This is a genomic window from Chamaesiphon polymorphus CCALA 037, assembly GCF_003003845.1.
Taxonomy (GTDB): Bacteria; Cyanobacteriota; Cyanobacteriia; order Cyanobacteriales; family Chamaesiphonaceae; genus Chamaesiphon; species Chamaesiphon polymorphus.
This window is the reverse complement of record NZ_PVWO01000739.1, coordinates 1-2,106: the sequence shown is the minus strand read 5'-3', so window position 1 is coordinate 2,106 and position 2,106 is coordinate 1. Positions and strand designations below refer to the sequence as shown.

4 protein-coding genes are annotated in these 2,106 nt (G+C 43.4%); all 4 read right to left on the bottom strand.

Annotated elements, in window-relative coordinates:
* Nucleotides 1–228 (bottom strand): PAS domain S-box protein (locus C7B77_RS31950; RefSeq protein WP_146138596.1); only part of this gene is annotated, 228 nt, incomplete at its 3' end.
* Between the two features lie 9 nt (nucleotides 229–237).
* The gene (locus C7B77_RS28845) at nucleotides 238–1,050 is read right to left on the bottom strand and encodes an alpha/beta fold hydrolase (protein WP_106313169.1); all 813 of its coding nucleotides are present in this window, start codon (nucleotides 1,048–1,050) and stop codon (nucleotides 238–240) included.
* A gap of 209 nt (nucleotides 1,051–1,259) precedes the next feature.
* Nucleotides 1,260–1,385: a hypothetical protein gene (locus C7B77_RS31595; protein ID WP_281261404.1), complete on the bottom strand. Its 126-nt coding sequence runs from the start codon at nucleotides 1,383–1,385 to the stop codon at nucleotides 1,260–1,262.
* A 39-nt stretch (nucleotides 1,386–1,424) separates the two neighbouring features.
* A complete protein-coding gene (locus C7B77_RS31270) occupies nucleotides 1,425–2,054 on the bottom strand; it encodes an antibiotic biosynthesis monooxygenase family protein (RefSeq protein WP_106313166.1) in 630 nt (209 codons plus the stop codon).
* Between the last annotated feature and the right edge of the window lie 52 nt (nucleotides 2,055–2,106).

Sequence of the window (2,106 nt, the reverse complement as noted above, 5' to 3'; positions counted from 1 at the left end):
TTTTCTCCGAACGATTGCTAGCTTTGGTATATAAATATGCTTATTCCCCCTTTTGGAGGGTTTATGCAAAAAACCCCAAATTATAGATTTTCCCACCAGCCGATCGAGTTCGTATCCAAGGATCTCTAAAAGTGTCTTATTGACTGATAAAATACTGAGATCGTCAGAAAAAGACAAGAATCCACAGGGTAAGGTATCAATTATTTCATTGTTTTGGAGTGAAATCATAAATCCAAGTCAGCTTATTAAGCTGGCAGTAAGATATTCATTCAGAACAACAATAAATTCTGAAGGATTGCTAATATGTGGAAAGTGACCGTTTGCCTCCAAGTTTTTAAGAGTAGAATTCCTAAGATGCTGCTGCATATAAACTCCAATCTCTGGAGCCGCAAATATATCATCAGTAGATTGTAAAATCAATGACAGTACCGATACTTGAGGTAAAAACTTTCGACTGTCGGCGTAGAAAGTTACCTTGGCAAATTGATTGGCAATGGAGCGATCTGTATTTAAGAAACTGGACTCAAGCTCAAGAGTAAACTCTGGAAAGTCTTCGTTTTTCATGGCTAATGGTGCTAGATAACTAGCCCAACCGATGTAATTTTTATCCATTAAATCGATTAAGCCATCGATGTCCGATCGTTCAAATCCACCTTGATAATCTCCTTCGTTTAGATAACACGGCGAAGGACAGACCAGAATGAGCTGTGCCAAAATTTGAGGAGCGTAAATGGAAGCCAGCATCCCGATCGTGGCACCCACTGAATGACCGACTAAAATAACATCAGATAAATTTAATGCTTCGCAAATCTCTACAACATCTAGCGCAAAGCTTTTGAGTTCTCCATATCGATCGGGATCGTAGGCCCCGAGATCCGATTTCCCCGATCCCATATGGTCGAATAAAACGATCCGGTAGTTTTCTTCAAAAGCTGGTGTAATCCGGTGCCACATCTGTTGATTGCCGCCAAAGCCATGGGCAAACATCATTGGCTGACTTCCACGTCCAAAGCTACGGACATTATTACGTTTGAGAATGTCTTGTGGCATGGCTGCGATCGGATATTGCTTCGCTTTTCTATAAGGTAAATAGTTAGTTCACCTGTCAATTTTTTTGCAATTATACTACGTATTTGGGGGCAAGGAAATTGTTTTGCAGCGTTCGCGAAGTGTTTCCAAAGGAAAATCGCGATCGACTCTTGACTTTTGCGTCAGGGAAGCAGATGACTTTGCGGACTTCGCCAGATTGGCATAATTGACTAAAATGCAAGTTTCAGCAACAAATTGGGGCGTTTGAGCAAAATTTTGGCGATCGTGAATGTTGCCTTCAGGATGTTATATCCCAATGCCTGTGCTAAATCGTTTGGCACATCTTCTGTTTGCAAAAGTTATCGGCGATCGGCGATCGAGATCGCTTAACTTGTTTAACCATGGGCATTTGAAACCGCAGCGCGAACGACATGATACAGATGAAACTCGTTTCGCGCTAATCCTTCCCAGTAGGGTCGATCGGGATTAAACCCTGCTTGCTTCAAAATTGCTTCAAACGCCTCTTGACTCTCCCACTGTCCGTAATTGAACATCCGGGTGCCGTCTAAACTGCGATGAAACGTTGCAGAAATCAGTCCTGGCGAATTACTCATCGCTCGATCGAGTTCGGCTGTCGTTCTCCGTAACATTTCTGGTTGATTGGATGGCATCATCCGAAACTCTGCCAGATGGGTAATGCGCTCGCCGACAACGATCTCAACTTCTGCCGCGATCGATTTACTTGCCGACACTTCTAACTGCATTGAGTCCGGTGGGAAAAACTCAGACAACACTACTGGAGGCTGCAAACTGTGTCGATCGAAATTGGGTTGCCATTGACTGTACGTGAAGACGCGAACCCCATCTAAGCTTTGATGCACGCTAGCCGACACGAAGTCGGAATTTGACTGCCAGGATTCGATTTGTGCTTCAATTGCCTCCACTAATCCCAATTGATGTCTCTGAGCGACCGTATACAAATCTAGCCAGACGATCTTGGCATTCGATCGTTCGATCCGAACCATAAATAATCCTCAATGTGTTTCGGTTTGTGCGTTCTGACTTAATGTTAAACAC

What these genes read in the sequence shown, in the direction of transcription:
- C7B77_RS31270 (WP_106313166.1), bottom strand. Translation starts at nt 2,054, where the DNA reads ATGGTTCGGATCGAACGATCGAATGCCAAGATCGTCTGGCTAGATTTG.
- C7B77_RS28845 (WP_106313169.1), bottom strand. Translation starts at nt 1,050, where the DNA reads ATGCCACAAGACATTCTCAAACGTAATAATGTCCGTAGCTTTGGACGT.